The following is a 23,642-nucleotide window of genomic DNA, read 5'->3' as shown; positions in this document are numbered from 1 at the left end:
CGCCCCGACGGGTCGTCCATGACTCAGCTCGTCCCGCCATCAGTCTTCCCCACCCTCGGCCCCGTCGGCACCGGTCGTGCCGGGCCGGTCGGGCCGCAGCGAACGCCAGATGCTCTCCGGCAGGATCCGCGCGACCTCACCGAGGTCCAACTCGTAGGTGTCGGACAGCCAGCGGCGGGCCGCCTCCGCGACCGGTCCCATCACCAGGACCTCGACCAGCGGGCCGGGGACGGGCAGGATCTCGCCCCGCTCCATCCGGGGCTGCATCCAGGCGCCGATCACCGCCAGCTTGGCCGTCTTGGCGGCCTTGATCTGCTCGGCCCGGGCGGCGAGGTAACCGGAGTAGGCGGAGGCGTGCAGGAAGAGGGCGGCGTCCCGGTGCTCCTCGGTGAAGCGCAGATAGGCCTGGACGAGCGCCCGCACGCCGGTGCGCGCGGTACGGCTGCGCTGCAGCGCGACGATCATCTCGTCGAACAGCTGCTCCATGCACCGGATGTAGAGCGCGGCGGCCAGGCCGTCGAAGCTCCCGAAGTGGTGGTAGAGGCTGCCCGGGCTGACCCTGCTCGCCGCGGTGACCGCGGTGACCGTGAACCCCTGCTGGCCTGCCTGCGCGTACACCCGCAACGCACTGGTCAACAGCAACTCCACGGTGGCCTCGCCCCGCTGCTGCTTGGGGGGCATGTCCGCCTCCGCTCGACCCGTCACACCACGGCCTCGACCGCCAACTCGGCCAGCATAGAGCAGAACTGGAGAATTTATCTAGAACGGAACTCCACTTCTGACGCTGCGTCGGGCGGGCCCCGACCCCTTGGAGCCCTACGCCGTCGCGGCCGCCGCCGCCCGGCCCGCCGTGCGGCCGGAGAAGAGGCAGCCACCGAGGAACGTCCCCTCCAGGGAGCGGTAGCCGTGGACGCCGCCACCGCCGAAGCCGGCCGCCTCACCCGCCGCGTAGACGCCGTCCAGCACCTCGCCGCCGGGCCGCAGCACCCGGGCGGAGAGGTCGGTCTCCAGCCCGCCGAGCGACTTGCGGGTCAGGATGCTCAGGCGGACGGCGATCAGCGGCGCTGCGGCCGGGTCGAGCAGACGGTGCGGCGCGGCGGTGCGGATCAGCTTGTCGCCCAGGTAGCGGCGGGCGCCGTGGATGGCGGTGATCTGGAGGTCCTTGGCGTACGGGTTGGCGAGCTGCCGGTCCCGGGCCTCGACGGTGCGGCGCAGCTCGTCGGGGTCGATCAGCGCCTCGCGGGTCTTGGCGTTCATGCCGCGCACGAGGTCGGGCAGGTTGCCGGCGACCACGAAGTCGGGGCCGTGCCGCAGGTGGGCCTGGACGGGGCCGGGGGCTCCTGGCAGGGCGCGGCCGAGGACGCCGCGCAGGGAGCGCCCCGTGAGGTCGGGGTTCTGCTCGGAGCCGGAGAGGGTGAACTCCTTCTCGATGATCTTCTGGCTGAGTACGAACCAGGTGTGGTCGTACCCGGTGGAGCGGAGGTGTTCGAGGGTGCCGAGGGTGTCGAAGCCGGGGAAGAGCGGGACGGGCAGCCGGTGCCCGCGCGCGTCCAGCCAGAGGGAGGAGGGGCCGGGCAGGATGCGGATGCCGTGCCGGGCCCAGATCGGGTCCCAGTTCTCGATGCCCTCGGTGTAGTGCCACATCCGGTCGCCGTTGATGAGGTTGCCGCCGGCCTCGCCGGTGATGCCGAGCATCAGTCCGTCGACGTGGGCGGGGACACCGGAGAGCATCCGGTCGGGCGGGGTGCCGAGCCGGGCGGGCCAGGCCTTGCGGACCAGGTCGTGGTTGCCGCCGATGCCGCCGGAGGTGACGATCACGGCCTGGGCGCGCAGTTCGAAGGAGCCGGCCACCTCGCGCGAACTGGCCTCGCCGCGGGCCACCGCACTGGGCACCAGCACCTCGCCGGTCACCGTGTCGGTGACCCCGGCGTTCGCCGCGAGCCCGGTGACCCGGTGGCGGAAGCGCAGGTCGACCAGTCCGCGCGCGGCCGCCTCCCGGACCCGGCGGACGAAGGGTTCGAGCAGGCCGGGCCCGGTGCCCCAGGTGATGTGGAAGCGGGGCACGGAGTTTCCGGGCCCGTCGGCGAGCAGCCCGCCGCGTTCGGCCCAGCCGACGACGGGGAAGAACCGCACGCCCATCCCGTGCAGCCAGGCCCGCTTCTCGCCGGCCGCGAAGTCGAGGTACGCCTCGGCCCAGCGACGCGGCCAGGCGTCCTCGGGGCGGTCGAAGCCCGCGGTGCCGAGCCAGTCCTGCCGGGCGAGCGCGTGGGAGTCGCGGATCCGCATCCGGCGCTGCTCGGGCGAGTCGACGAGGAACAGACCGCCGAAGGACCAGTGCGCCTGGCCGCCGAGGGAGGCCGCGGGCTCCTGGTCGAGCAGGATCACCTTCCGTCCGGCGTCGGCGAGTTCGGCGGACGCGGCAAGGCCCGCCAGTCCGGCTCCGATGACGATGACGTCGGCGTCCAGGGCCATACGGGGTCCTCCATCGGTGCTCCGGCGGTGCGCGTGCGCCCGATACTGCGGCCTGCGACGGGGGGCGTCAACCGGTCGGTAACACGCGCCGACGGGGTCGGGACGGTGACAAGCAGCAGCGTGAATTCCGCTCCGGGTCGTTTCGGAAATACCTTCGATACGCACTGGAGCGTAATTCGGAAATACTTCTGACGGTTTTTCGGAAATTTCCGCGCAATGTCTGGACGCATGCGAAACCTGACAGTAACTTACTTGTGAGTAGTAGCTGTGGCCCGGCTCGCACGACCCCCACCCACCGTCGTTTCTCTCCCCCAGGAGGAACCGTGCTCCGCCCTGCCCGGAAACTCCCCACCCCCCGCGAAACCCGGCCGGCCCGGAAGTCCGCCCTGCTCGGCGCCGCCGCGCTGGGCGCCGCGCTCGCCCTGACCTCGACCAGCGCACAGGCCGCCACCCCCGCGCCCCACCACTACGTGGCGCTCGGCGACTCCTACGCCGCCGGCGCCGGCGTGCCCGGCCAGTCCGCCGGCCTCTGCCTGCGGTCGGACCGCAACTACGGCCACCTGGTGGCCGCCGCCCTCAAGGCCGGCGCGTACACCGACGTCACCTGCGCCGCCGCCAAGGTGAAGGCGATGACACAGCCGCAGTACGACGCCTTCATCCGGGTCAACGACCCCCAGCTGGACGCCGTCACCGCCGACACCGACCTGGTGACCCTCGGCATCGGCGGCAACGACCTCGGCGCCACCGACCTCGGCCTCGGCGAGCTGGTCGGCGTCTGCATCGCCGGCGCGGTGGTCAACCCGCTCGGCACGCCCTGCAAGGACGTCTTCCACCACGGCTACTGGGACTGGTCCAGCTGGTCCTGGCAGTACGGCAACGACGACCTGGCCGACCGGATCGCCACCGCCAGGCCGCAGATCGCCGACACCCTGAAGAGCATCCACAGCAAGGCCCCCAAGGCCAGGGTGCTGCTGGTGGGCTACCCCTCCGTGCTGCCCGCCGACGGTTCGAAGTGCTTCCTCCGCCAGCCCGTCACCGCCGGTGACGTCGAGTACATGTACGGCATCCTCGGCCGGCTGAACGCCATGCTGAAGTCCACCGCGGCCGCCAACGGCGCCACCTACGTGGACACCGCCACCCCGACCGCCGGCCACGACGTCTGCTCGGACGACCGCTGGATCGAGGGTGCGCTGCCCGGCTCCCCGGCCGTCCCGTTCCACCCGAACGCCACCGGCGAGAAGGTGATGGCGGACGCGGTGCTCGCCGCGCTGCGCTGACACAGCCGTGGAGAGCCCCGAGGGGGCGGTGACCAGACCCCGGTCACCGCCCCCTCGGTCACGCCGCGGGCACTACGGCTTGATGCGGACGACCTGCGGGTCGTGGTCGCTCGCCTGCCGGGCGAACTCGCTGTTGATGTGCACCACGTCGTACTTGGCGTACCCGACCTCGGGGCTGACCAGGATGTGGTCCAGCACCTGCGAGTTGCCCTGGTAGACGTACGAGTACTGCTCCTTCTCCGGCAGCTCGTTCACCAGGTCGCGCAGCACGCCGTCCTTGGTGACCGCGGCGAGCGCGGGCGAGAACTGGTAGTCGTTGAAGTCGCCGAGCGAGACCACCTTGGCCTCCTTGTCGGCGGCCAGCAGCTTGGCGACGAACGCCTGCTCGACGGTGGCCTGCTTGATCCGCTGCTCCTCGGAGCTGCGGGTCGGAGCCTGGAACCGGCTGTCGATGCCCTGGTCGCCGCCCTTGCTGTTGAAGTGGTTGGCGATGACGAAGACCTTCTTGCCGCGGAAGGAGAACTGGCCCACCAGCGGCTTGCGGCTGTTGGCCCAGGCCTCGTTGGCCGGGTCGATCCGGCCCGGCGAGGCGGTCAGCGCGGTGGCCGCGCCGGTGCCGGCCACGTCCACCGCAGAGGTCGTGGAGCCGCCGGGGATGTCGGTGAAGGAGACCCGCTGCGGGTTGAAGAGGAAGACCTGACGGATGTTGCCGCCGGGCTCGCCGCCGTCCTTGCCGTTCTCCGGGTCGATCGAGCGCCAGTCGTACGCGGGGCCGCCGGCCGCCTTGATCGCGGCGATGAACTTGGCCACCGTCACGCTCGCGTCCACCGTGCCGTCGTTGGCGGCCCCGTTGTTGTCCTGGATCTCCTCCAGGGCGACGACGTCGGGCGAGCGCAGGTTGGTGACGACGGCCTGGGCCAGCTCGGCGAACTTGGAGTCCGGGTTGCCGGGGGCCAGGTTCTCCACGTTGTAGGTGGCGATGGTGAGTTCGCGGTCCGTGGCCGGGGCGGTCACCTCGCGCTGGAGGTGGTTGTCCTGGAGCGCGCCGAGGGCGCCCGCCACCAGGGTGTAGCCGCCGAACTGGTTGTAGTCCAGCGGGCCGCTGGTGGTGCCGGTCAGCACGTCGCCGACGTTGGCGACCGGGAACGGCTGCCGGATGACGGGCGCCTGCTGCTGCACCATCAGGCGGCCGACGTTGGGCTCGGCGTACGACTCGTAGAGCACGCCGCCGCGCTGGCTCTTCTGGTCCTGCTTGTCGGCGGCGACCCAGAGCTCGTTGTACTTGTCGGTCGCCTGGACCACGCGGACGTCCTTGACCTCGACGAGCATGCCCTCCAGCGACTCGTAGAAGTCGAGGGTGTACTTCTCGGGGTTCAGCGGGAGCGACTCGATGGTGCCGCCGGCCGGGGCCTGCGGGGTGTAGGTGCCGGGGATGTTGCGGGTGTCCACGACGACCGGCGCCGGCAGGGGGTTGCCGGAGGAGACCACGGTGACGGCCGGGTTGGTCAGCTGGGTCAGCGACTGCGAGCCGCCGCTGTAGCTCGGGTAGTACTCCGTCACCTTGCCGGTGACCAGCACCGAGTCGCCGACCTTGACGGCCGGGGTGGCGCTGCCGGTGTAGACGAAGATGCCCTCGCTGGTGGCCTGGTCGGCGTCCGGGTTGGGGTCCTGGATCCAGAAGCCCTTGGAGCCGTAGCCGCGCACGCCGGTGACGATGCCGGGCACGCCGGCGACGGTCTTGCCGGTCCGGGTGGAGAGGCGGGTGGTGCCCTGGATGTCGTGGATCCGGACGGTGCCCGGCTCGGTCGGCCCGGTCGGAGTGGTGCCCTCGGCGACCTCGCCCTTGCTGTTGGTCGGCGTGGGAGCGCCGGCGGCGAGGTCGGCCGCGTTGTCGTCGGTGTCGGCGAGGCCCGCCCGGCGGGCCACCGAGGCGGTGTTGGAGGCGCCGGCGGCGGAGGCCGAGCCCTCGTGGACCACGGCGGTGCCGAAGCCCGCCAGGTCGCGCACGCGCGGGTCGGCGGCGCAGTCGGCGGCGGTCTTGCAGGTCAGCGGGTCGGTGCCGCGGACCAGGGCGACGGTGCCGCTGGTGCCGGAGAGGGCCAGCGAGCCGGCCGCGTCCGGGGTGGGCAGGTCGACGGTGCCGGCGGCGCCCGCCGCCTCGCCGACCAGGTAGCGCCCGCCGGGGGCGATCGCGCCGGTCAGCGGGGTGACCCCCCACTGGGTGCTGGCCCCGGGGGTGCCGGATATGTACTGGACGCTCCAGCCGTCCAGGCCGAAGGCGGCGCCGCCCTTGTTGGCCAGCTCGACGAAGTCGTTCTTCAGCGTGGCGCCGGAGTTGCCACCGCCGCCGTACACCTCGGCGATCACCGCGTCGGCCGAGGGCGCGGCCACGGCGGCCGGGAGCGGGACGAGCACCAGCGAGGCGGCCAGGCCGGCCGGCAGGAGGGTGGCACGGAGCAGCGCGCGGCGCGAGCGGGTGCGGGGAGCGGGGGACGTGGTCACCTGGGCGGGACTCCTTGGTCTGCCGTGGGCGCACGGCGGCACGGCAACGGGGGCGGCACGTTCGCCCGGCGGACGTGGGGCCGCCGGGCCGTGAGGGTGGGTCAGAGTGTGGGTGGGGCAGGCGCACACCGTGCGCTACTCGCGTAGAAAAAGGCACGGGAGTCGAGAAGCGCCCCCCGCAGCGCTCAAGATACGCGCGTAGAAAATGACGCGACAAGCCCCCGGTGGTGAACTTTCGGTACCACCGGCCGCTCTGACGCCCGCACAGCGGCGGGCCCGCAGGCCGGGAAAGTCTCCCAGCCTGCGGGCCCGCCGCACCGAACCCCGCCCGGCCGACGCCGTCCGACCCCCGTTTGCCAGCCGCCGGAGCCGATCTCGGTGCGGGAGCTCAGGCCATTGCCGGTGCCCTTGCCGAGGCAGGGCCTTCCGGTCTGCCCCGGGTCCGAATCCCACCGCCGCCAGGTCACCGATGCCGCCGGCGGTGCGGACCGGTGGCGGCGCAGCCGCCCGTTTCGCACGCCCGGCGGGCCTCTCCGACGCCTTCCGCCCGCCGGGCCGGAGGAACCCCACCCGTGACCGGTCACCGGAAAAGGACGGCCTGCGGAATTCCGGCCTGCCGGGAGGGTTTCGGCCGCGACGATTTCGGCCGGCGACTTCAGCCTGGCGATTTCGGCCGGTGACTTCAGCCGAAGCCGATGACTTCAGCCGGCGACTTCAGCCGGCGACGGAAACGCGCCAGGACTGGAAAGCCGGGGAGCACGAGAGGGCCGCGGAACACATGGCCAGCGAATGGGCGGGAGCGTCGTCGCCGCTCCCCCCGCTGGTGAAGACGACGAGGTCGATCGAGTCCCGGCCGGCCCTCGACTGGACGTGCTCCAGGCCGCCGCCGGGATCGGCATGGGCCCAGAGCACGTCCTTCAGGACGTGGGCGTCCGCATCGGTCAACAGCTGCCGGTCGGGGCTTGTGAGGGTCAGGCGGACGATGTGCATCGGGGTCGGTTCAAGGGTCCGGCGCCGACGGCGTCGGTCACTTGAAGTCGTCCCAGCTGATGCTGCCCGGGTCGGTCGGGTCTCCGCTGCCGGCGCCGCCCGCCGCGGACACGCCCGGAGCCGCGGCCGGCGCCGCGGAGGTGGTGGCGGCCGGCAGAGCGAGCGTGGCCACCGTTGCCGCAGCCGCGAGGACACCGAGAACGCGAGCGGTGATCCGCATGGAAACAACCCCCTGTGTGATGGTTCGTCAGTCTGTTCGTCCGCCGGGCTTCGAGCGGACGGCGGTCTGGTCCCCCGCCGCCCCACCGGCTGCGGGGCCCGGCGCCCCCGCAGCTCGGCGATTCACATCCTGCTGGTCCGGACCAGCACCCCGGAAGACCTTCCCCGAGGCATCATCCGGCCAGGCAGCATGTCGCCACCCCACCCGCCCCGTCCGCCCGCCCCGCCCGCTCCGCCCCACCGATGCATCGTCAGATCGCCTTGCACACACATGTGCGAACTGTGAGAATCACGCAGGCGGCCATCTCGGCCGGGCCGCCCATCGCCGAGTCCGGGGGGAAGCGTGCTCGAGGCACTGGGACTGGACCCGACGGCGGAAGCTGTCTACGCAGCCATGCTGGCCGAGCCCGGGTGCCGGGTCGCCGACCTGTGCCACCGGCTCGCCCTCTCCGAGACCGCCGTCCGGGAGGCCCTCGACCAGCTCGCGGACCTGACGCTGCTGCGCCCCTCCCAGGAGGTCCTCGGCGCCCTGCGCCCGGTCAACCCGGCGGTCGGTCTGGAGGCCGTGATCCGCCGTCAGGAGGACGACCTCGCCCGCCGCCAGCAGGAGCTGGTCGCCAGCAAGGCCGCCGTCGCCCAGGCCGTCGCCGCCTACGCGGACCTCCTGCCCAACACCACCTCGGAGGCCACCGAGCGGCTGGTCGGGATGGACGCGATCCAGGTCAAGCTCGAAACGCTGGCGCGCGACCTGCAGGAGGAGTTCCTCGCCGCGATCTCGGGCGGGGCGCAGTCCCAGGCCAGCATGGACGCCGCCCGTCCGCTCGACCAGGACGCGCTGGCGCGCGGCGTCGTCATGCGGACGCTCTACCAGGACAGCGTCCGCAACGACCAGGCCACCCATGCGTACGCGCAGTGGCTCACCGGGCTCGGCGGCCAGGTCCGGACGGCGCCGCTGCTGCCGCCGCGGCTGCTGGTGTTCGACCGCCACACCGCCGTCGTCCCGATCGACCCGACCCGGACCAGGTTCGGGGCGCTCTGCACCAGCGAGCCGGGGCTGGTCGCCTCGCTCGTCGCCCTGTTCGAACAGGCCTGGGCCACCGCCGTGCCGCTCGGCGACGACCAGCCCACCCACCACGACACCGGCCTCACCCCGGCCGAGAGCGACCTGCTCCGGCTGCTCGGGACGGGCCTGACCGACGAGGCCGCCGGTAAGCGGCTCGGGATCTCGGTCCGCACCGTCCGCCGCCAGATGTCCGCCCTGATGGAGCGGCTCGACGCCACCAGCCGGTTCGAGGCCGGCCTCAAGGCGGCGCAGCGCGGCTGGCTGTAGCCGGGCCCCCGCCCCCGCTCCGCCGCATCCCGTCCGGAAGCCGCCACGGCCGTTGCGGCACCCGCCGCGCCCCCCGGAACGCCGCGTCCGCCGCGGAAACGGCGGAGGGCCCGCCGGCCCGGGGTTCACCGGGCCGGCGGGCCCTCGTCGCGCCGCGCAGGACCCATCTCTCGCCGCGCAGGACCTAGTCGGACTCGGTGGCCGCCGCGGCCAGCCCCGCCGACCACTTCTCCTCGACCTTGCCGAGCTTCCAGTACGCGATGGCCGCCGCCCAGGTGAGCACGAACACGGCGACGATGGCGTACCCGACGAGGTTGAGGTCCAGCTCGCCGATCCAGGCGACCGGCCCGCTGGTGATGTCCAGCTTCTCCCCGAGCAGCCCGATCAGCTCGATCGAGCCGATGACCAGCGCGACCAGCACCGAGAGGCCGGTGACGGTCAGGTTGTAGTAGATCTTCCGGACCGGCTTGGAGAACGCCCACTCGTAGGCGAAGTTCATGAACGAGCCGTCGATGGTGTCCAGCAGGCTCATGCCCGCCGCGAAGAGGACCGGCAGCACCAGCAGGGCGTACCAGGGCAGCTGGAAGGCCGCCGCACCGCCGGCCAGGACCAGCAGCGAGACCTCGGTCGCGGTGTCGAAGCCGAGGCCGAAGAGCAGGCCGACCGGGTACATGTGCCACGGCTTGGTGACGGCCCTGGTCACGCGGCCCAGGATGCGGTTCATGAAGCCGCGCTTCTCCAGCTGCGCCTCCAGCTCGGCCTCGTCGTACTCGCCCTCCCGCATCTTGCGGAACACCTTGAGGATGCCGTTGAAGGCGCCCAGGTTGATCAGGCCGAGCAGGAGCAGGAACGTTCCGGAGACGGTGACGCCGATCAGGCCGGTGGCCTCGTGCAGGGTGGAGTCGTCCGTCTCGACCTGTCCGGCGAGGGACTTGATCCCGAAGGCCAGCAGCGCGCAGAGGCCGAAGACGATCGACGAGTGGCCCAGCGAGAACCAGAAGCCGACCGAGAGCGGGCGCTTGCCCTGGCCCATCAGCTTGCGGGTGGTGTTGTCGATGGCCGCGATGTGGTCCGCGTCGAAGGCGTGCCGCATGCCGAGGGTGTAGGCGGTGAGGCCCATGCCGGCGCCGAACACCTGCCCGCCGACGTCGTAGTGCTCGGGCGCGATGACCGCGAGCAGGGTGAACCAGCCGATCACGTGCAGAGCGAGGATGAAGCCGCCCATGCCTGCCAGGCGGATCCACTCCTCACGGGTGAGCCGGTCGCGCCATCTGACGGCGGTGGCACCTGCGGCGGCGCTGGACATCGTGTCGTCCTTTCGGGGGAACGTGCGGAGCTGGGCCATCTTTCCCCCGGCAGTGAAGTACTTGCAAGTCATGCGCAATTACAGGTGGGCGGCGAACGAATGCGAAGGGGCGCGCGAGGAGGGCGCGCAAGGCCGCCGGAGGGGGCGACCGGGAAAGGCGCACACCCTCCCAGAGATCGTCATGCACCGTACAAATACCCGTAACCTCCCAAGCCTTTCACCACCCCGTCTACGCGCGGATACTCAAGTTCTACGCGCGAATAATCGGGCGCCGAACCCTCAACTCCCCACGGAGGAACGGCATATGATCCGCATTCGAACGGCCGCCGCCCTGGCCGCCCCGGCCCTCCTCGCGGCCGGCCTCACGGGCCTCGCCCCCACCGCCTCGGCCACCCCCACCGCCGTCGCCACCACCTCGACCACGGCCGCCGTCAGTGCGACCCCCCACCGCGTGCTGTTCGACAACAGCAAGGCCGAGACCGCGGGCAACGCCGACTGGATCATCTCCAGCGCCCAGCCGGACCCGCTGGCCCAGAACGCCAACCCCACCACCGAGAAGAGCTGGACGGGCGCCCTCTCCGCCTGGGGCGTCGCCCTCCAGAAGACCGGCCAGTACAGCCTCAAGACCCTCCCGGCCGGCTCCACCATCAGCTACGGCACCGGTGCCGCGCTCGACCTGGCCAACTTCGACACCTTCGTGATCCCCGAGCCGAACATCCGGTTCAGCTCGGCCGAGAAGGCCGCCCTGATGCGCTTCGTCCAGAACGGCGGCGGGCTCTTCCTCATCTCCGACCACACCCAGAGCGACCGCAACAACGACGGCTGGGACTCCCCCGCGATCATCAACGACCTGCTCACCAACAACGGGGTGAACAACAACGACCCCTTCGGGTTCTCGGTCGACCTGCTCAACATCACCACCGACAACCCGCGCGCCGCCGACTCCGCCACCGACCCCGTCCTGCACGGCCCCTTCGGCACCGTCACCGGCTCGATCCTGCGCAACGGCACCACCTTCACCCTCAAGCCGGCCGACAACCCGACGGTCAAGGGCCTGGTCTACCGGACCGGCTCCAGCGGCAACACCGGCGCGTTCTTCGTCACCAGCACCTACGGCAGCGGCCGGGTCGCCATCTGGGGCGACAGCTCGCCCATCGACGACGGCACCGGCCAGAGCGGCAACAAGCTGTTCAACGGCTGGGACGACCCGGCCGGGACCGACGCCGCCCTCGCCCTGAACGCCACCTCCTGGCTCAGCAAGGCGTGACGACGGGGCCGACCCCGGTCGACCGGGCAGCTCCGGCCGACCGGGCGGCGCCAGTGGGCCGGGCGGCTCCGGTGGGCCTGGCGGCTCCGGTGGGCCCGGGAACCCCGGCTCACCAGGAAATCGGCGGCATCCTCCCCTAGGGTCGGAATGCTGACGCCTGCGGCGCGGGCGGGCCACCCGGCCCGCCCCGCACCGTGGCCCGCCGAGCGGGAACCCCGCCCCACCCGGGCGCCCGCCGACCCGGGACTCCCGGGACCCGATGGGAGCGGCCATGCCCTCGTACCCCTACCGCACCCTCCGGGAGGACGTACGCGTCCCCCTGCCCGACGGAACCGAGCTGTACGCCCGTCTCTGGCGCCCGGTGACCGACGACCCCGTGCCCGCGCTGCTGGAGTACTCCACCGGGCGCCTCACCGACTGGACCGCCACCGACGACGCCCGCCGCCACCCCTGGTACGCCGGCCACGGCTACGCCTGCGTCCGGGTCGACCGGCGCGGCCACGGCAACTCCGGCGGCGCACCCGATGACGCCACCGAACTCGCCGACGGGGCCGCCGTCCTCGCCTGGCTCGCCGACCGCCCCTGGTCCAGCGGCCGGACCGGCCTGCTCGGCACCGGCCCCGCCGCCGCCACCGCCCTGCGGCTCGCCGCCCACGCCCCCGACGCCGTCCACGCCGTCGTCGCCGCCTGCCCCGAGACCGGCCTGCGCCCCGGCGGTGCCGTCCCCGCCGCCGACCTGCACACCCGTGCCACCGCCCACCTCGCCGACGCGGCCCGCCCACCCGACCCGCAGTACCTCGGCGACGACTGGCGGCCCCGGTGGCAGGAACGGCTCGCCGCCCTGGAACCCGCCCTCCCCGGCTGGATCGCCGACGCCCCGCCCGACGACCCGCCCGGCACCGCCACGGTCCCCACCCTCGCCGTCGCCGGCTGGGGCGACCCGTCCTGCACGCTGCTGCTGCGCCTGCTCTCCTCCGGCCCCGTCCCGGTCCGTGCCGTCCTCGGCCCCTGGCCGCACGGCCTGCCCGACGAGATCCTCCCCGAGACGCTCCGCTGGTGGGACCACTGGCTCCGGGACATCGACACCGGCGCCCTCAAGACCCCCGTCCTGCGCAGCTGGATCAGCACCCGCTGGACCGGCGAGGAGGCCTGGCCCTCCCCCGACGTCCGCGACATCCACTACGGCCTCGACGGGCCGCTGCGCACCGCCGGCACCGCCTCCGACGACCGCTACGTCCCCGTCCGCTCCCCCCAGCACACCGGGCTCAACGCCGGCGCCTACATCCCGCTCGGCCGCCCCGCCGACCGGGCGCCGGACCAGCGGGAGGAGGACGGACGCTCCGTCTGCTTCGACTCCCAGCCACTGCCCGAACCGCTCGAACTGCTCGGTGCCCCGTCCTTGCGGCTGCGGCTGCGCCCCTCGGCCGTCGCGGGCCTGGTCGTCGCCCGCCTCTGCGACGTCGCCCCCGACGGCACCTCCACCCTGGTCACCCGGGGCGCCCTCGTCACCTCCCCGGAAACGCCGGACGTCACCGTCGAGCTGGCCGCCGCCGGCCACACCGTCCCGCCCGGCCACCGCCTCAGGCTCGCCCTCTCCTCCACCTACTGGCCGTGGCTCTGGCCCGATCCCGAGCCCGCCGGCTTCGGCCTCGACCCCTCCCGCAGCACCCTGACCCTCCCCGTCCGCCACCTGGCCGCCGACTCCGGCGCCGCGCCCGTCACATTCGCCTCGCCCACCCTCCCGCTCCCGCCGCCCGTGCACACCACCGAGCCGCTCACCGCCCGCCCGGAGCGCCTCACCATCCACGACATCGCCCGCCACGAGTGGCGCACCGAGCTCTCCCCCGCCACCGACGGCACCCGCACCCAGGCGGACGGCCTGGTCCGCGACGAGCACACCGTCACCGCGTACCGCATCCTCAGCGCCACCCCCACCAGCGCCCAGGCCCGCACCGACCTCACCGTCCGCCTCGAACGCCCCGCCATCGGCTGGGACGTCACCCTCCAGACCCGGACCGAACTCCGCTGCACCCCCACCCACTTCCTCGCCCACACCCGCCTGACCGCCCTCGAAGCCGGCGACGTCGTCTTCACCCGCGACTGGCAGCAGCAGATCCCCCGTGGCGCGACGTAGCCCGACCCGCCGGGGCGGGGGCGCCGGGCCCCTGTGTGCTCTCCGGCCCGGCGCCCCCGTGCGGGCAGCGCAGGAGCAGAAAGCAATCCTTATATCTTTACCGATATTGCCCAGCAATGTTTATATGTGCCCATGAAGACACTGGGCCTGATCGGCGGCATGAGCTGGGAGTCCACCGCCGAGTACTACCGGACGCTCAACCAGCTCACTCGCGAGCGGCTCGGCGGCCTGCACTCCGCCCGGCTGGTGCTCTACTCCGTCGACTTCGCCGCCATCGAACGCCTCCAGGCGCAGGGCCGCTGGACGGAGGCGGGCGAGGTCCTCGCCGATGCGGCGCGCTCGCTGGAGGCGGCCGGCGCCGAGCTGCTGCTGATCTGCACCAACACCATGCACCGGGTCGCCGACCAGGTCGAGGCCGCCGTCTCCGTCCCGCTGCTCCACCTCGCCGACGCGACCGCCGACGCCGTCCGGTCCGCCGGGCTGCGCCGGGTCGGCCTGCTGGGGACGGCGTTCACCATGGAGCAGGACTTCTACCGGGGCCGGCTGGAGGCGAACGGCCTCACCGTCGTCGTCCCCGACGCGGACGGGCGCGCCCTCGTCCACCGGGTGATCTACGAGGAGCTCTGCCTGGGCGTCGTCCGCGAGGAGTCGCGCGCCGGATACCGGCGGGTGATCGAGGAACTGGTCGCCGCCGGCGCCGAGGGCGTGATCCTCGGCTGCACCGAGATCGAGCTGCTGGTCGGTGAGGAGGACAGCCCCGTGCCGCTCTTCCCGACCGCCCGCCTGCACGCCGAGGCCGCCGTCGAGGCGGCGCTCGGGGACGCGCTCGGGGACGCGCGCTAGCCGGCGTCGCCCTGCTCCCCTGTGACAGGGCGACGCCGACGGCGGGTCAGGACCGCCAGACCGGATCGGTGACGATGGCCTTGAGCTGGTCGAGGCTCAGGGCCGGGGTCCCGGGCCGGGCGGTGTAGCCGTTCTCACCGTTCTGCTCGGAGATCATCACCTGTCGGCCGTCCGCGTAGTACACGGCGGCCGTCCAGTGCAGGACCGGCTGGGTGGCGGTCTTGCCGTTCCCGAACTGGTTGAGGACGACGGTGCTGCCGTCGGCCCGCTTCTCCCGCACGGCCAGCGGACCGGCCGAACCCTCCGACTCGGCGTACTCCTTGTCCTTCCGCCCCCGGTCGCCGGGCGGCCCCAGCACCACCGACAGCAGGCTGGAGCGGCCCTCGAAGGTCACCAGCAGGTTGGCACTGCTGCCCCCCTTCACTTCGGACTGGGTGGTCCCCGGCGGGAGCAGCGGGACCAGTTTGGCGACCACCTCGGCCGCCGACGGGGTCGCTTCGGCGCTCGGCGGGCTGGAGTCCTTCTGTGGCTTGGGCGCATCGGGCCGCAGCGGCAGCGCGGCGAAGACCTGCTCCCAGGCCGGGGAGGTCAGCAGGGCGGTCAGCTGGTCTGCATCGAGCGGCGGGGCATCCCGGTTGGGCGTGGCAGGCTGACCGTTGTACTCGGTGATGCTGACCCGCCGGCCGTCGGGGGCCGCCCAGGTCGCCCGCCACTCCCGATGGTCTCCCTCGGGGGGCCTGCTCCGCAGCTTGTCGATCACCACGACGGAGCCGTCCGGGCGCGTCGCGCGGTCGCAGGAGTCCTGTGGCGTGGAGAACGGGTCCGTGCAGACCGCGCCCGCCTCGGGCGTCAACTCGGTCCGTTCCACCCTGAAGTAGAAGATGCTCGCCCCCTTGCCGTCGTCGAACAGCAGCGTCGCGCCGGTCCCGTACTCGTGCCCCGGCAGCTTGCCCTCGCCGGTGCCGCCGGTGTTCAGCACGGTCACCTTCCCCTCCGGCAGCAGACCGGTGACCAGCGTGACCACCTCGTCGGCGGACATCGACGGCAGCGGCGGGCCGGCCGGACCGGCGTTCACCACACCGCCGCCGAGGGCCGCGACACCGCCCGCGGCGAGCAGCAGCACCGCCAACCCGCCCGCCACCGCGGCCCGCCGGCGCTGCTGCCCACGGCGGCCGCGCCGCTCGGCTCCGGCGGCAAGGGCGGTGTGGCTCACGGGTTCCGGCGCCAACTCGGCCGCGTCGCGCAGGGCCAGGGCGAAGTCGTCTTCAAAGGGCATGGCGAAGCACCGCCTTCTCGGTGGTCGGGTCCTGGGGCGCGCGACCCGCTCCGACGCCCAGGTCGTCGCCGAGCGCGGCGCGCATCCGGGCCAGCGCCCGGCTGCTGCGCGAGCGCACGGCCGTACTGCTCAGCCGCAGCGTCGCGGCCGTCTCCTCGACACTGCGGTCCTCCCAGAACCGCAGCACCAGCACGGCCCGGTCCTGCGCCGGTATCTCGCCGAGCGCCCGCAACAGCGTCAGCCGCAGCGCCGGGTCGGGGCCGTCCACGGCGGTCTCGGGCACGGTGTCGGTGACCCGCTCGGAGCTGCTGCGCTTGCGGCGGTACGACAGGAAGGTGTTGACCAGCACGGTCTGCGCGTACCCACTCGGGTTGTCGAGGCGGGAGACCTTGCGCCACTTCACGAAGATCCGGCCGAGCGCCTCCTGCACGAGGTCCTCGGCGAGGTGGGCGTCGCCGCCGGTGAGCAGGAAGGCGGTGCGCAGGAGGTACCGCCCCCGTGACGCGACGAAGGCCGGGAAGTCGGGCGGCGCCGGCTCTGCCGGGGTGTCCGCGCTCGGTGTTTGACTCATGACCTTCTAACGCCGCTGACCCGCGGTCATGTGGCAGCCCTCGGACGAGAACTTTCACACAACATGTCCCACGCCGCTCCTGCACCGGGCCGCGCCACCGGATCGGAGGGGGGCACAGGCCCACCGGAAACGCACGCCACCTGGGGAGCGGGCGTTCTAGACTCCCCGGATGACCGGCGCCCCCCTCCGCCTCACCGTCCTCGGCAGCGCCACCCCGTACCCCACCGCGACCCGGTCCACCACACCCCGGAGGAGGCGGGCGACACCGCCCGTGCGGCCGGCGCCGCCCGGCTGATCGTCACGCACGTCGGACGGTCCCTCACCCCGGGACTGCCACCACCCGGGTGCGTCAGCTCCTGGTGAAGTAGCCGGTGAGGTCGGTGATCAGGTCGAGTGGACCGCCGGCGTTGAAGACCGAGAAGGTGTCCCCGTTCAGCCCGGTGGTCACCGAGTTGGCCGAGGTCATCTCCAGCTCGACGTTGAGGTTGGAGGTGTCCGGCCGGTTCGGCCCCGGGTACACCGTGAGGTGTCCGGGGGTGGAGATGTCGGTGGCCGTGACGTTGGCCTCGACGGCCACGACGTCGGGGGTGGAGCCGTCCGTCGAGAGGGCCTGGATCTGCTTCGTCTGGTGGTAGTCGATCCGGCTGCCGGTGAGGCGGCTGTCGAACTGCCTGAGGGGCGTCTTGAGGGCGCGGAACAGGCCGGTGCCCGAGGGGCCGTAGTAGCCGACGAGGTCGACGACGACGTTCGCCGCGCCGGCGTTGTTGTAGATGTTGATCCGCCCGTCCTCACCGACCGGCACCACCACCTGGTTCGGGACGCTGCGCCGTACGGGGACGTTGATGTTCGAACCCTCGGCCGGGCGGGCCGTGCCGCCGGGGTAGACCGTCACGTAGCTGTCCGCGGAACTGTCGGTGGCGGTGACGTTGAGGACCACCGCGCGGGCGTCACCCGTGCCGAGCTCGGGGCGGGCGACCTTGATCGTGCGGGCCGTTCCTCCGCCGATGGGGCCGGCGCTGTCGGTCCGGGTGTCCGTGATCCGGGCCGGGGCCAGCGGGGCGAACTTGTCGCCCGTGCCGGGCTGGTAGTAGCCGACCACGTCGAGGATGACGTCGGTCTTCCCGGCGCTGTTGAAGACGTCGACGGTGGGCCGTACCGCGTCCTGCCCGAGCGCGACCGTGACCAGGTTGGAGACCGTCTGGCCGGGGACGAAGTTCAGGCTGGAGGTGGCGGGCGCTCCTCCGCCCACCGGCACGCCGCCGCCTCCGAGCGCGACGTACCCCGCGGCGGTCGGGTCGGTCACGGTCACGTTGACCAGCAGGGCCGTCGCCCCGTGCGGGATCACGTCGCCCTGCAGAGGGGCCACGTAGTGCTCGCCGGGGCCGATCGGCGTGCGGGGGTCGTGGTTCGGCGTGTTGTCGGTGCGGGTGTCCAGCATCCGGGTCGGGGCCATGCCCACGAAGCCAGCCGGGTCGGTGACGCCGTCGGACCAGCCCGACGCCGCCGTCGGGGCGGCGACGGCCGGCGAGACGGCCAGGACGGGCACGGTCAGGGCGAGCGCCGTGAGGACGGCGAGGGTGGTCGTGTTGCGGACGCGCATGCTTGGTTCCCCCCAAGTAAGTCCGGTGGTCCGGTGGTTCCGGATGCACCGCTATTCCTTGGACGTCCGGCCCCGGCCCGGGTTGCAGGTCGGTCCGAGAATTCCTCCGGCGGTTTCCCCGGGGCCCGCGACGGCGGGAACACCCGAGGCCCGGCACCCCACGGACGGGGTACCGGGCCTCGGGTGTCCGTGCGCGCGCTACTGCTTCCGGTAGTAGCCGAAGAGGTCCGCGACGACGTGCGTCGTCCCGGCGTTGTTGGCGAGGTCGAACCGGCCCTGCGCATCGACCGGGATCGTGGTGTGGTTGGGGACGTCCAGCCCGGGGGTGGCGTTGACGTTGCTGGTGCCGGGGCGGGCGCCGCCGCCGGCCCAGGCGGGGAGGCGGGTGGGCACCGTGGCCCCGGTCGCGGTCAGGTTGACGGCCGCGGCGGTCGCCCCGGCCGGGACGCCGCCCACGTAAGCCGGCCGTGCAACGTGGACTTGCTGATCCCCCCGGCCCCGGAAGGTGATCGGCTCGCCGGACCTCCGGACGGTCAGGGTGGCCGAAACCCTCCGCCTCCGCTTCGCTCGGCCGGTCGGGATTCGGTTCTGACGGCCGGTCCGACACTCGCCGGATGAAATGATCCGTCCGCAAGAGCAGGAGCCGGAAACAGCAGAATGGGGTGGCGCAGGGTGACGACCGTGGACAGGGTTCAGATCGTTGGCGGGGACGGCTGGACGGCGCCGGTCGGGTCGCGGTTCCCGGACGCGCTGAGGGTGCGGGCCTTCACCGACGAGATGCCGGCGCCGGACGCGGACGTGACGTTCACGGTCTCCGGAGCCGCCTCGCTCGGCGGCGCGGCCGGGGCGACGGTCACGGTCAAGGCCGACGAGGACGGGTTCGCCGCCGTGGAGCTGGTCGCCGGGGAGGCGCCCGGCGAGGTGGAGGTCACCGCCGCCTGGGGCGACGACCTCACGGCGTTCCGCCTTACCGTGAGCGCCGCGGAACTCCTCATGCCGGCGCCGCTGGTCGAGGGGGCGTGGGAGGGCGCGCTCGCACTGGGGCGCATGGCCCAGGTCACCGTGGTGGTCCCGGCGATGGGGGTACTGAAGGCGGGGAGCGTGCTCCAGGTCGTGTGGGAGGGGGACGACGACGCGCGCTGCGAGGTCGAGCGGACCATCACCGTGAACGGGGAGGGCCTCAACCAGGCCTTCTACGTGGTGGCCGCGTACGCGCCGCTCGGTGACACGCGGGTGGGCTACCAGGTCTCCGGGGTCGAGTACGGCGCCCGGACGCTGGCCCTGAAGGTCACGGAGTAGCAGCCCCCCGGGAGCTGTCATGGACTCGACCTGTTCACGCGGAAGTTGAGCGGTTCTTGAGGCTCGATGATGTGATGTCAGTGTGCGGGCGGCGTCGTTCCCGCGAGCTACCACGAGTGGTGGCCGGCCCGAAGGCGCCCGGCCCAGCCGGTCGCCCCCGAAGCCGCGCGCCCGGCCGTCGAGCGCGAGTGGCCGCCCGGTCAAGGACCGGGCGGCCACGAGGGGTTACCGCGAAGGCGTCAGCTGGTCTGGATCGAGGTGTCGTCGATCACGAAGCTGGTCTGCAGCGAGGAGTCCTCGGTGCCGGCGAACTTGACCGTCACCGACTGGCCCGCGTAGGACGAGAGGTCGAAGGTCCGCAGCTGGTAGCCGGCGGCCGCGTCCACGTTGGAGTAGGTCTTCAGCGCGGTGCCGTTCACCGTGACGGTCAGCTTGTCGTACGCCGTCGTGCCGGTCTCGGCCGTGTCGACGTGCAGGTAGAAGCTGAGCGACGCCCTGCAGAAGGGCGGGACGGTGACCGTCTGCGAGAGGTTGTCCGAGTGGGTCGAGCCGTAGCCGTTCAGCCAGGACTTCCAGGAGCCGGAGTGGGCGGCCTGCGAGGCGCTGTTGTCCACGACGCCGCTGGTGGCGGTCCACGGGGCGGCGCCGCCGGTCTCGAAGCCCGCGTTGCCGAGCAGCTGCGCCGGGGTGCAGCCGTCGCCCCGGCTGACCGTCCAGCTGAAGGTCGCCGTGGCGGTCTTGCCCGCCGCGTCCTTGACCGTGACCGTCACGGTGGACGTGCCCGCCGTCGTCGCGGTGCCGGTGATCAGGCCGGTGGACGCGTTGATCGAGAGCCCGGCCGGCAGCCCGGCGGCCGAGTAGGTGAGCGGTGCGGTGCCGCCGCTCGCCGCGATCTGGAGGTTGACCGGACCGTTCAGTGCGCTGGTCTGGTTGCCCGGGTTGGCGACCGAGACGGCGCCGCTGCCGGCCGGCTTGGTGAGCAGGCAGCCGCTGACGTTGAGATCGATGACGCGGCCGTTGCCGAGGCAGGTGGTGAACCAGTACGTCTCCTCACCGTAGCTCTGGCCCTTGGTGACCTTGGTGGTGCCGTCGGCCGCCACCTCGCACGGGTTGTTGAGCGTGCACATCTCGCCGTCGTCGTTGCCGGTGTTGTTGATGCCGACGATCTTCTTGGTCGCGGCGTCGACGATCGGCGAACCGGAGGTGCCGTGCGTGGTGTTGCAGCCGGTGCTGTAGCGGATCGAGTCGTGCCAGGTCCACGCGTCCTCGCGCAGGGTGGGGACGAACCCGTTGATCGAGCAGTTCCACACCTGCTTCCAGTACGACGAGGGTATGTACATCGCCGAGCCGTCGGCCGGGTGCGTGTCGCTGATGGTGAGGGCGGTGGCGCCGTACTTGCTGGTGACCGAACCGAAGGTGTCGGTCAGTTGGTACAGGGCGACGTCGGTGCCGGTCATCGTCGCGTACAGCACCTTGTCCGCCTGGACGGTGCCGAGTGACGAGCCGGACGAGCTGAGCAGCGTGCCGCTGCGGCTGGCACTCTGGTTCTGGATGACCACCCCGGCCGCCGGCATCGTCGGCAGGCAGTGGCCGTTGGTGAGCATCATGGCCCGGTCGGTGTCGACCGATGAGGGGTAACGCACCAGCGAGGCGGAGCAGTTGCTCAGCGCGATGGTGGACGTCAGGTCGCCTGCCTGGACCGCCTGCGCGGGGGTGGCGGCCAGGGTGAGCCCACCCGCGACAACTGCGCCCGCGCCGACGAGGGCGGCAAATCTTCTGAACATGGCTCTCCTTGTGGGGGATTGCGGGGCGTACGACCGGTTGCGGACGCCCGCGCCGCACGAAAGTGCCATGACCACTTCAATGCGTCAACCATGCCTGCAGAACTCGCCACCGGAATTCCACTCACCCGGCCGCTCGCCGGCCGCACACCGGCCACCCTGCGGCCGCTCGACCGCCGCCCGCCCGGCCGGCCGGCCGGCTGCCGACCCCCACTCACTCGACCGGCCGCCCACGGGCACCGTCTAGGATGCTGGGCGGCACTTTTCGACAAGCAGCACGGGGGAATTGATGGCCGGTCAGTGGGAAGCGCTCGGCGAACCGGACGGCGTCGAGGCCTACATCCAGCGCCCGCAGGAGGGCGAGGCCCGGGGCGCGGTCGTCGTCTGCTCCGAGCTGTACGGCGTGAACGCCTACGTCCGCGACACCTGCGCCGAACTGGCGGCGGCCGGGTACGTCGCCATCGCACCCGACTACTACTGGCGCAACGCCCGGCGTACCGAACTCGGCTACACGGCCGAGGAACGCGAGTCCGGCCTGGTGCTGATGCGCGCGCTCGACCGCGACGAGCTGGTCGCGGACGCCGCGGCCGCCCTCGCGACCGCCCGCACCGAGGCCGGCGGCCGGGGCGTCGCCTTCCTGGGGCTCAGCATGGGCGGGCACATCGCGGTGCGCGCGGCCACCGAGCTGCGCTTCGAACTCGCCGCCGTCTTCTACCCCGGCTGGCTCCTCAACAGCGGCTTCCCGCTGGTCGGCCCGGTCCCGCCGCTGGAGACGAGCGAGCGGATCGCCGCCAACGGCGTGTTCCTGCTCGGCTTCCGCGGCGAACTGGACCACATCATCCCCGCCGAGGAGTGGGAGCAGGCCGGTGAGCGCCTCACCGAGGCCAAGGTCCCGCACGACCTCGTCACCTACCCCGCCGCCAACCACGGCTTCGCCTGCTCCGACCGCCCCGCCGACTACGACCCGGAGGCCGGCGCGGACGCCTGGCGCCGGGTGTACGCGGCGCTGCAGACGTACCTGTAGGCGGACCCGCCGCGGGGGTGCTGTGCCGCCCCGCGGAGTCGCCCCGGAAGGCCCCGACGGATCACCGTCGGGGCCTTTCCTGTTCCCCGGCTCCCGACGGGAACCGGCCCTCGGCATCACATCGGGCGCCTCATCTCACCGCTGCACACAGTAGTTTGTCATGCCATCAGCTCTTGACTGCCATCTACTTTGCACTGCAAAGTTGACGCAGACGGCGAGCACGGAGCGCTCGCCGTCCGCTCCGCGCCGGCACCGGCGCGACAACCAGGGGGTAGGCCATGGCAACACCCGATCAGATCGCCGCTGTCGGTCCGCAAGACCCGGTAAGGGCCGCCGAGTTACTGGCGGGAACGGAGACGCTCCGGGCACGCGCCCGCATCCGGCTCCACGGCTCGGGCGTGCCGCTGCTGGCCTTCGGCCTGCTCTCGCTGGCGGCCGTGCCGGTCGCCCGGCAGGCGTTCAACTTCGCTTCCAATGCCCGCGACGTCAGCTCCTACCCGGCCTTCGCCTACGCGGAGCTGACCGGCCTCTGTGTGTCCCACGCGCCCGACGCCCCTTGCCAGGCGGGCGAGTTCGACGGATCCGTGCTCCGCTTCGTGGCCTGGGGCATATGGTTCGCGGTGCTTCCGCTGGCGTGGCTCGTCCTCGCGCGCTGGTACCGGCTGCGCGGCGAGGAGCGCGGGATCGTGCCCCGCCGCGCCGCCTGGGCCGTCGGGGGTCTCGGTGCCACCGGTCTGGTCGCCTCCGTCCTGCTCGCCCTGCTGTTCCTCCGGAACCAGCCCTTCACCCTCTCCGTGCTGGAGAACAGCTACACCTCGCCGTGGTACGCGGTCGGGATCGGACTGCTCGTCCTCGGCCTGGCCGAGCGCAGCCGTATCGTCGTGGGCGCGGCCCTCGCCCACATCGCGCTGCTCTCCGCCTACCTCGGGGCGTCCTGGGGCAGCAGTTGGATCCCGTGGGTGCAGTCGGACGGCACCGGTTGGGCCGACGGCCCGCAGCTGAAGGCGTTCCTGCTGGCCGCCGTGCTGCTGACGGCCTGGCTGGCGCAGCGGGCGGTGGCCCGCGGTCGGGCCGCGGCGGGCTCGGGCGCGTCGAGTACGGTCGCCTCATGAGCATTGCCGACGCGCCCGGGGGCCGGGGCCAGGATGAAGCCGGGGACCGGGGCCGGGAAGCCGGCGAACCCGAGGGCCCCCACCCGACCCAGGACCTGGACGACACCGTCCATCAGCGCGTGCGGCTCGGGGTCCTGACCATCAGCCGCGAGGCCGACCGCGTCGAGTTCGGCTACCTGAAGGGTCAGCTCGGCGTCACCGACGGCAATCTGTCCCGGCATCTCAAGGTGCTGGAGGACTCGGGCCTGATCGTGGTCGCGAAGGGCTACGCCGGCCGCCGGCCGCGGACCTGGGTCACCCTGACCGCACAGGGGGCCGAGGCACTGGAACGCGAGCTGAGGGCCCTGCGCGAACTCGTCCAGCGACTGGACTCCTCCCGCCCGTGGCCGGAACCGACCGAGGCGTGACCGTGCGGGGCCGGCTCCGGTCGTCGTCCGACCGGAGCCGGCCGGCCTCCGCGCCCGCGCCCGCCACCGTGGTCACCAACCGGCCGCCACCACAGGGGAGTCGGCCGGTCGCCGGCACCGTCGGCCGGATGGCGCACGGGGACGGAGACGGTTCATGAGGCTGCTGCGACTGGTGCTCCGCGGGTAGCACCCACGGTCGGCAACGCCCCGGCGGGCAGCGACGGGCGTGGTC

20 protein-coding genes and 1 pseudogene are annotated in these 23,642 nt (G+C 72.6%); 10 read left to right on the top strand and 11 right to left on the bottom strand.

Annotated features, from left to right (window positions below):
* Positions 1–39: 39 nt before the first annotated feature.
* Entirely contained in the window at positions 40–681 is a 642-nt protein-coding gene (locus tag ACZ3YO_RS02355) for a TetR/AcrR family transcriptional regulator (RefSeq protein ID WP_465548313.1), read from the bottom strand.
* Positions 682–816: 135 nt separating this feature from the next.
* The gene (locus tag ACZ3YO_RS02350) at positions 817–2,472 is read right to left on the bottom strand and encodes an FAD-binding dehydrogenase (RefSeq protein WP_465563709.1); all 1,656 of its coding nucleotides are present in this window, start codon (positions 2,470–2,472) and stop codon (positions 817–819) included.
* A 323-nt stretch (positions 2,473–2,795) separates the two neighbouring features.
* On the opposite strand from ACZ3YO_RS02350, the gene ACZ3YO_RS02345 reads away from it, so the two are divergent.
* Positions 2,796–3,749: an SGNH/GDSL hydrolase family protein gene (locus tag ACZ3YO_RS02345; RefSeq protein ID WP_465563706.1), complete on the top strand. Its 954-nt coding sequence runs from the start codon at positions 2,796–2,798 to the stop codon at positions 3,747–3,749.
* Positions 3,750–3,821: 72 nt separating this feature from the next.
* Here the strand turns inward: ACZ3YO_RS02345 and ACZ3YO_RS02340 are convergent, their stop codons facing one another.
* From ACZ3YO_RS02340 to ACZ3YO_RS02330, 3 genes are all read right to left on the bottom strand, one after another.
* A complete protein-coding gene (locus tag ACZ3YO_RS02340) occupies positions 3,822–6,251 on the bottom strand; it encodes an endonuclease/exonuclease/phosphatase family protein (protein ID WP_465563703.1) in 2,430 nt (809 codons plus the stop codon).
* Between the two features lie 714 nt (positions 6,252–6,965).
* Positions 6,966–7,241 (bottom strand): hypothetical protein, encoded by a 276-nt coding sequence (locus ACZ3YO_RS02335; protein WP_465548317.1) that lies wholly within the window; start codon positions 7,239–7,241, stop codon positions 6,966–6,968.
* Positions 7,242–7,278: 37 nt separating this feature from the next.
* Positions 7,279–7,461: a hypothetical protein gene (locus ACZ3YO_RS02330; protein WP_465563700.1), complete on the bottom strand. Its 183-nt coding sequence runs from the start codon at positions 7,459–7,461 to the stop codon at positions 7,279–7,281.
* Positions 7,462–7,803: 342 nt separating this feature from the next.
* On the opposite strand from ACZ3YO_RS02330, the gene ACZ3YO_RS02325 reads away from it, so the two are divergent.
* Positions 7,804–8,790, top strand: coding sequence for a LuxR C-terminal-related transcriptional regulator (locus tag ACZ3YO_RS02325; RefSeq protein WP_396319196.1), 987 nt, complete (start codon positions 7,804–7,806; stop codon positions 8,788–8,790).
* A 184-nt stretch (positions 8,791–8,974) separates the two neighbouring features.
* On the opposite strand, the gene nicT is transcribed toward ACZ3YO_RS02325, so the two are convergent.
* Positions 8,975–10,096: a Nickel transporter NicT gene (gene nicT, locus ACZ3YO_RS02320; RefSeq protein WP_465563697.1), complete on the bottom strand. Its 1,122-nt coding sequence runs from the start codon at positions 10,094–10,096 to the stop codon at positions 8,975–8,977.
* A 304-nt stretch (positions 10,097–10,400) separates the two neighbouring features.
* Here nicT and ACZ3YO_RS02315 point away from each other — a divergent pair, with 304 nt between their 5' ends.
* The 3 genes from ACZ3YO_RS02315 (at position 10,401) to ACZ3YO_RS02305 (ending at position 14,340) form a co-directional block, all read left to right on the top strand.
* Complete coding sequence (locus tag ACZ3YO_RS02315; RefSeq protein ID WP_465563694.1) at positions 10,401–11,363, top strand: hydrolase; 963 nt, start codon at positions 10,401–10,403, stop codon at positions 11,361–11,363.
* Between the two features lie 271 nt (positions 11,364–11,634).
* Positions 11,635–13,497 (top strand): CocE/NonD family hydrolase, encoded by a 1,863-nt coding sequence (locus ACZ3YO_RS02310; RefSeq protein ID WP_465563691.1) that lies wholly within the window; start codon positions 11,635–11,637, stop codon positions 13,495–13,497.
* A gap of 132 nt (positions 13,498–13,629) precedes the next feature.
* Positions 13,630–14,340: an aspartate/glutamate racemase family protein gene (locus ACZ3YO_RS02305; RefSeq protein WP_465563688.1), complete on the top strand. Its 711-nt coding sequence runs from the start codon at positions 13,630–13,632 to the stop codon at positions 14,338–14,340.
* Between the two features lie 46 nt (positions 14,341–14,386).
* Here ACZ3YO_RS02305 and ACZ3YO_RS02300 read toward each other — a convergent pair whose 3' ends face one another.
* Both ACZ3YO_RS02300 and ACZ3YO_RS02295 read right to left on the bottom strand, forming a co-directional pair.
* Positions 14,387–15,616, bottom strand: a complete 1,230-nt coding sequence (locus ACZ3YO_RS02300) for a hypothetical protein (RefSeq protein WP_465563685.1) — start codon at positions 15,614–15,616, stop codon at positions 14,387–14,389.
* Complete coding sequence (locus ACZ3YO_RS02295; protein ID WP_465548324.1) at positions 15,606–16,187, bottom strand: SigE family RNA polymerase sigma factor; 582 nt, start codon at positions 16,185–16,187, stop codon at positions 15,606–15,608. Before ACZ3YO_RS02295 ends, ACZ3YO_RS02300 begins: the two co-directional genes overlap by 11 nt.
* 228 nt (positions 16,188–16,415) lie before the next feature.
* Here ACZ3YO_RS02295 and ACZ3YO_RS02290 point away from each other — a divergent pair.
* A pseudogene (locus tag ACZ3YO_RS02290) lies at positions 16,416–16,514 on the top strand (MBL fold metallo-hydrolase); the annotation flags it as partial.
* Between the two features lie 22 nt (positions 16,515–16,536).
* On the opposite strand, the gene ACZ3YO_RS02285 reads toward ACZ3YO_RS02290, so the two are convergent.
* Together ACZ3YO_RS02285 and ACZ3YO_RS02280 are read right to left on the bottom strand one after the other, a co-directional pair.
* On the bottom strand, positions 16,537–17,787 hold the full coding sequence (locus tag ACZ3YO_RS02285) for a hypothetical protein (RefSeq protein ID WP_465563683.1): 1,251 nt from the start codon (positions 17,785–17,787) through the stop codon (positions 16,537–16,539).
* Positions 17,788–17,985: 198 nt separating this feature from the next.
* Complete coding sequence (locus ACZ3YO_RS02280; protein WP_465563680.1) at positions 17,986–18,243, bottom strand: hypothetical protein; 258 nt, start codon at positions 18,241–18,243, stop codon at positions 17,986–17,988.
* Positions 18,244–18,468: 225 nt separating this feature from the next.
* Between ACZ3YO_RS02280 and ACZ3YO_RS02275 the strand changes: the two genes are divergently transcribed.
* Positions 18,469–19,086: a hypothetical protein gene (locus ACZ3YO_RS02275; RefSeq protein ID WP_465563677.1), complete on the top strand. Its 618-nt coding sequence runs from the start codon at positions 18,469–18,471 to the stop codon at positions 19,084–19,086.
* A 239-nt stretch (positions 19,087–19,325) separates the two neighbouring features.
* On the opposite strand, the gene ACZ3YO_RS02270 is transcribed toward ACZ3YO_RS02275, so the two are convergent.
* The gene (locus ACZ3YO_RS02270) at positions 19,326–20,870 is read right to left on the bottom strand and encodes a putative Ig domain-containing protein (RefSeq protein ID WP_465563675.1); all 1,545 of its coding nucleotides are present in this window, start codon (positions 20,868–20,870) and stop codon (positions 19,326–19,328) included.
* A gap of 286 nt (positions 20,871–21,156) precedes the next feature.
* Between ACZ3YO_RS02270 and ACZ3YO_RS02265 the strand changes: the two genes are divergently transcribed.
* The 3 genes from ACZ3YO_RS02265 (at position 21,157) to ACZ3YO_RS02255 (ending at position 23,410) form a co-directional block, all read left to right on the top strand.
* Complete coding sequence (locus tag ACZ3YO_RS02265) at positions 21,157–21,891, top strand: dienelactone hydrolase family protein (protein ID WP_465563672.1); 735 nt, start codon at positions 21,157–21,159, stop codon at positions 21,889–21,891.
* A 278-nt stretch (positions 21,892–22,169) separates the two neighbouring features.
* A complete protein-coding gene (locus ACZ3YO_RS02260) occupies positions 22,170–23,003 on the top strand; it encodes a hypothetical protein (protein WP_465563670.1) in 834 nt (277 codons plus the stop codon).
* Positions 23,000–23,410, top strand: a complete 411-nt coding sequence (locus ACZ3YO_RS02255) for a winged helix-turn-helix domain-containing protein (RefSeq protein WP_465563668.1) — start codon at positions 23,000–23,002, stop codon at positions 23,408–23,410. The genes ACZ3YO_RS02260 and ACZ3YO_RS02255 overlap by 4 nt, the downstream gene beginning before the upstream one ends.
* Positions 23,411–23,642 lie beyond the last annotated feature (232 nt).

Source organism: Kitasatospora sp. NPDC022785, assembly GCF_055561295.1.
Note: the sequence above shows the minus strand (reverse complement) of the source record. Positions and strands in the feature narration are given on the sequence as shown.